8 protein-coding genes are annotated in these 4,805 nt (G+C 64.6%); 3 read left to right on the forward strand and 5 right to left on the reverse strand.

Going from position 1 to position 4,805, the window contains the following annotated elements; all coding sequences use genetic code 11:
• Positions 1 to 745 (reverse strand): AI-2E family transporter (locus EOA60_RS19160; protein WP_164899405.1); only part of this gene is annotated, 745 nt, incomplete at its 3' end.
• Positions 687 to 1,274, reverse strand: coding sequence for a CDP-alcohol phosphatidyltransferase family protein (locus EOA60_RS19165; protein ID WP_095826478.1), 588 nt, complete (start codon positions 1,272 to 1,274; stop codon positions 687 to 689). The genes EOA60_RS19160 and EOA60_RS19165, both read right to left, overlap by 59 nt.
• A 259-nt stretch (positions 1,275 to 1,533) precedes the next feature.
• Between EOA60_RS19165 and purM the strand changes: the two genes are divergently transcribed.
• Genes purM through EOA60_RS19180 form a run of 3 tightly spaced genes read left to right on the forward strand, consistent with a single transcriptional unit; the run spans position 1,534 to position 3,843 of the window.
• Complete coding sequence (purM, locus tag EOA60_RS19170) at positions 1,534 to 2,613, forward strand: phosphoribosylformylglycinamidine cyclo-ligase (protein WP_095826474.1); 1,080 nt, start codon at positions 1,534 to 1,536, stop codon at positions 2,611 to 2,613.
• Entirely contained in the window at positions 2,610 to 3,317 is a 708-nt protein-coding gene (gene purN, locus EOA60_RS19175; protein ID WP_066995863.1) for a phosphoribosylglycinamide formyltransferase, read from the forward strand. Before purM ends, purN begins: the two co-directional genes overlap by 4 nt.
• A gap of 7 nt (positions 3,318 to 3,324) precedes the next feature.
• Entirely contained in the window at positions 3,325 to 3,843 is a 519-nt protein-coding gene (locus EOA60_RS19180) for a histidine phosphatase family protein (protein WP_067330453.1), read from the forward strand.
• A gap of 122 nt (positions 3,844 to 3,965) precedes the next feature.
• Here EOA60_RS19180 and EOA60_RS19185 read toward each other — a convergent pair whose 3' ends face one another.
• The 3 genes from EOA60_RS19185 to EOA60_RS19195 are packed head-to-tail and all read right to left on the reverse strand — an operon-like array spanning position 3,966 to position 4,732.
• Positions 3,966 to 4,172: a DUF680 domain-containing protein gene (locus EOA60_RS19185; protein WP_067330449.1), complete on the reverse strand. Its 207-nt coding sequence runs from the start codon at positions 4,170 to 4,172 to the stop codon at positions 3,966 to 3,968.
• A gap of 54 nt (positions 4,173 to 4,226) precedes the next feature.
• Positions 4,227 to 4,433 carry a DUF680 domain-containing protein gene (locus EOA60_RS19190; RefSeq protein ID WP_066995857.1) on the reverse strand — a complete coding sequence of 69 codons (207 nt, stop codon included), beginning with the start codon at positions 4,431 to 4,433 and terminating at the stop codon, positions 4,227 to 4,229.
• 53 nt (positions 4,434 to 4,486) lie between these two features.
• Entirely contained in the window at positions 4,487 to 4,732 is a 246-nt protein-coding gene (locus EOA60_RS19195; protein ID WP_066995852.1) for a DUF680 domain-containing protein, read from the reverse strand.
• Positions 4,733 to 4,805: the final 73 nt, after the last annotated feature.

A 4,805-nucleotide genomic window follows, 5' to 3' on the forward strand; every position in this document is an offset into this window, starting at 1 on the left:
ACATGGCGCCCAGCACAAGGCAGAGAGTGCCCTGCCCGCGCACGAAGCCGGCGGTGGCGGTGTTGATCTCGCGGGCAAGCGCCCTGACCGTCTCGACATAGTCGCGCGGCACCCAGCTGTCGACCACTGCGACCATGCGGTCCCAGTCGAGCAGCATGTAGAAGGCAACGACCGGGGTGACGACGAAGAGGCTGACCACCGAAACCAGCGCCACGCCCGAGCTCCAGATCGAGGTGAAGACGGTGGTGAGCAGCCCGAAGCCGGTGGTGAGCAGCGAGTTCAGTCCTTCGCGCAGGCTGGCCGCGTTGACACCAAAACGCTGCTCCAGCCACTTCGGGTCGAAGCTGGTGATGAGCGACTGCAGGCGGGTGAGGTATTCCGGCAGCTTGCGCGCGAAATCGGCCATCTGCGTGGCCAGCACAGGCACCAGGATAACGAAGGCGAGCACTACGACGACGACGAAGGCAATGAGGATCACCACCGTCGCCATCAGCCGGGAGAGGCCGAGCCGCTGCAGCCGATCGGCCACCGGATCGAGAAAATAAGCGAGCACCATGCCGGCGACGAAGGGCAAGAGGATGCCGGAGAAGACATAGAGGAACAGCGCCAGAAGCACGGCAACGATCAGCCAGAATGCGATCTGCCGGCGCAACGCCGTCGAGGCCGCGGCCGTCCAGGCTTCGCCGTCAGGTGTCCGTTCTGGAATTGCCCGACTTGGTGTTGCTCGTCCGGGAGCCTTCGCCATAGCCACTCATATGCCTTAGCCAGGCCACGAGATAGGCCGCGGCCGAAGCCACGGTCAAGACCCCCGAGAGCAATATGAGGGCCGGCCGGAGCGGATAGAGATGCATGGAAAAGGCAAGCTCGCCCAGCACAAGCGCCGCCAGCGCGATCTGCACGGCGGTGTTCACCTTCGACACCAAGAGCGGCTTCATCTCGACCGGCTGCGCCATCACGCTGGACAAAAGCACGGCGCAGACGATCAGCGCGTCGCGCGAGACCATGGTCACGACAAGCCAGAGCGGCAGTTCCCCGGCATAACCCATGACGACGAAGACCGAGACCAGGAGGAGCTTGTCGGCGACCGGATCGAGATAAGCGCCGAGCCGCGAGAACAACCGGTAGCGGCGAGCGATGAAACCGTCGACGCCGTCGGAGATGCCGGCGACGAGGAAGCCGGCAAAGGCCCAGTCCCAGCGCGCCTGCAGCATGGCCAGCACCACGGCCGGCACCAGCAACAGCCGCATGATCGTGATCATGTTAGGTATGGTCACGTGATGTCCCATCATGGGTTTTGTTGGAAGATAGTTGATGGAGATGAGAGGCGCACGCAAGGGAGGAGTTGCGGATCTCCCCGCTCGAGGGGGAAGATGGTCTCTGGCGCACAAGGCGCTGGAGCTCCACGCGAGGCGACCCCCCTTTGTCGCCTCCGGCGACATCTCCCTCTCAAGGGGGGAGATTGGCTCTCACGCGCCTTGCCCCTCGAAACCATTCATGCGATGAGCCCGCAATGGAAACAGGGATGAGCCGAAGATGAGCAACGGCGACAAGGCCAAGCGCAAGAACGGGCTCACCTATGCCGAGGCGGGCGTCGATATCGATGCCGGCAATCTCATGGTCGAGAAGATCAAGCCGCTCGTGCGCGCGACGCGCCGGCCGGGCGCCGACGGCGAGATCGGCGGCTTCGGCGGCCTGTTCGATTTGAAAGCCGCCGGCTTCACCGATCCGGTGCTGGTCGCGGCCAATGACGGGGTCGGCACCAAGCTCAAGATCGCCATCGATTCCGGCAAGCACGATACGATCGGCATCGACCTCGTCGCCATGTGCGTCAACGATATCGTCGTGCAGGGCGCCGAGCCGCTGTTCTTCCTCGACTATTTCGCCACCGGCAAGCTCGATCCGGACCAGGGCGCGTCCATCGTCGGCGGCATCGCGCAAGGCTGCCGTCAGGCTGGCTGCGCGCTGATCGGCGGCGAGACCGCCGAGATGCCCGGCATGTACCACGACAAGGATTACGACCTTGCCGGTTTTGCCGTGGGCGCGGCCGAGCGCGGCCAGTTGCTGCCCACCGACGACATCGTCGAGGGCGACGTGCTGCTTGGCCTCGCCTCCTCCGGCCTCCACTCCAACGGCTTTTCGCTGGTGCGCCGCATCGTTGCCGCCAGCGGGCTTGGCTGGAGCGATCCGGCGCCGTTCAACGATGAGCTCAGCCTCGCCGAAGCGCTGCTCGAGCCGACGCGCATCTATGTGAAGTCGATCCTGAAGGCGATCCGCAACACGCATGGCATCAAGGCGCTGGCTCACATCACCGGCGGCGGTTTTCCGGAAAACATTCCGCGCGTGCTGCCCAAGGATTTCTCCGCCGAGCTCGACCTCGAAGCGATCGACGTACCGCCTGTATTCTCGTGGCTCGCCAGGACCGGCGGCGTGGCGCCGCAAGAAATGATGCGCACCTTCAACTGCGGCATCGGCATGATCCTCGCCGTTGCTTCCGGCCAGGCGGCGCAGGTGGCAGCGGTGCTGCAGGAAGCCGGCGAGACGGTGACGCCGATCGGTCGGATCGTGCCGCGCCGCGACGCCGGCGTCATCTACCGGGGCTCGATCGAACTATGAGCAGGAAACGCACGGTCGTCCTGATCTCGGGCCGCGGCTCCAACATGACGGCGCTGATCGCGGCAGCCAGCGACCCGACCTATCCGACCGAGATCGTCGGCGTCATCTCGGATCGTGCGAACGCCGCGGGCCTCGGCCTCGCGCAGTCGCGCGGCATCGCCACCAAGGTCATTCAGCGCGCCGACCATCCGAGCAAGGACGCACATGACGCTGCGATCGATGCCGCGCTTACCGGCTTCGGCGCCGAGATCGTGGCTCTGGCCGGCTATATGCGCATCCTCGGCCGCGGCCTGGTCGAAAAATGGCAGGGGCGCATGGTCAACATCCACCCTGCCCTTCTGCCTGCCTTCAAGGGGCTGGACACGCATGCGCGCGCCATCCGCGCGGGCGTGCGCATCCATGGCTGCTCCGTGCATTTCGTCACGCCCGAGATGGATGACGGCCCGATCATCGCCCAGGCCGCCGTGCCGGTGATGGTCGGCGACAACGAGGACACTTTAGCCGCGCGGGTGCTGAAGGTGGAGCACCGGCTCTATCCGCTGGCGCTAGGGCTGGTCGCCGAAGGCAAGGCGCGCATGGAAAAGGGCCACACCGTGCTTGCCCATTTCGCCGACGACGCCGACAACGCCACTTCAGTGGTGATGGCGCCCGACCCGCTGCGCGAGGAAACCGACCTCGAACAGCTGGCGCGCATCACGCCGTAGGACTGCCATGGCGACGCCCAGACAACTCCTTGTGCTGCGCCATGCCAAGTCGAGCCGGGACGATCCCAAGCTCGCCGATTTCGACCGTCCGCTCGCCCCGCGCGGGCTGAAGACGGCACCGCTGATCGGGCGCGAGCTTTCGCGGCGCGGCTGGCTGCCGGATCTGGCACTGGTCTCGCCGGCGCTGCGCACCCGCGACACCTGGCGACTGGTCGCCGCCGAATTGCCGAAGCATGGGCCAGCGGAATTCGCCGAGGAGCTCTACGCGGCGGCGCCGGCCGCCATCCTGGCGTGCGTGCGGCAGGCGAAAGCCACCAGCCTGATCGTGATTGGTCACAATCCCGGCCTGCAGAATTTCGTGCTGCGGCTCGCCGGCACCGGATCGGATGAGGGCGTGTTCAAAAAAGTCGAAGCGAAGTTTCCGACGGCGGCACTGGCCCGGTTCACGGTGAAGGAGGATTGGGCGAACCTCGACTTCGGCGGAGCGCGACTGACGCATTTCGTCAGGCCGAAGGATTTGGAATAGAGCGCCTCTGTGCGCAGCCGGGCCTATAGTCACGACACAAGCCGGCCTGCGGATAGCCGGCTCCATAAAAGCAGAGCGGCGGGACAAACCCGCCGCTTTGAGATCCATCGAGGATCGACCGTCTAGTGGTTGCCGAACAGATCGCGGTCGGCGCCCTGGGTAACCGGCTTCTGGACGTTCGCATCAGACTTCTTGACCGAAGCGGTGTACGAGGTATCGACCGAAGCAGCCGGCTGGTGGGCGTTGGCCGAACCGTAGTTGTCGGAACCGGCGAAAGCGGCACCGGTGGCAACGAGAAGGGCAGCGGCGGTAAGAGCGATCTTGGTCATTTCAGTTACTCCAGATTTGAGGGGTGAGTTTGAAGAGGTCGGGCTGGCGGCCGGTTAGTGGTTGCCGAACAGGTCGCGGTCGCTGCCCTGGGTGACGGGCTTCTGGACATTCGCATCAGACTTCTTGACCGAAGCGGTGTACGAGGTGTCGACCGAAGCAGCCGGCTGGTTGGCGTTAGCCGAACCGTAGTTGTCGGAGCCGGCGAAAGCAGCACCAGTGGCAACGAGAAGGGCAGCGGCGGTAAGAGCGATCTTGGTCATTTCAGTTACTCCAGATTTGAGAGTTGTGGTTCTGATCGGTTCGGGACGGAGGCCTAGCGGCCCCAAATGCCCTGGCCGGATTCCGGCTGGTTCTGATCGGGCGTGATCCTGAGATCGCGCTGCTCGAACTTGCGGATCGAACCGGTGATGCTGCGGTCGATGTTGTCGCCCGACCGCGGCGCAACCGACTGGGTGACGGCCGGCTGGTTGACGTTGTCGGAACCGTAATGGTCGCTGCCGGCGAAGGCGCTGCCCGTGGCAACGAGAAGGACCGCGGCGGTAAGAGCAATCTTGTTCATTTTAGGTACTCCAGATTTTCAAAATTCTGTCCGTCAAGTGGCGTGCCGTAATGGAAATTCGCGTCGCTCGGAC

Source organism: Mesorhizobium sp. M1A.F.Ca.IN.020.06.1.1, assembly GCF_004023265.1.
In the GTDB taxonomy this organism is placed as follows: Bacteria; Pseudomonadota; Alphaproteobacteria; order Rhizobiales; family Rhizobiaceae; genus Mesorhizobium.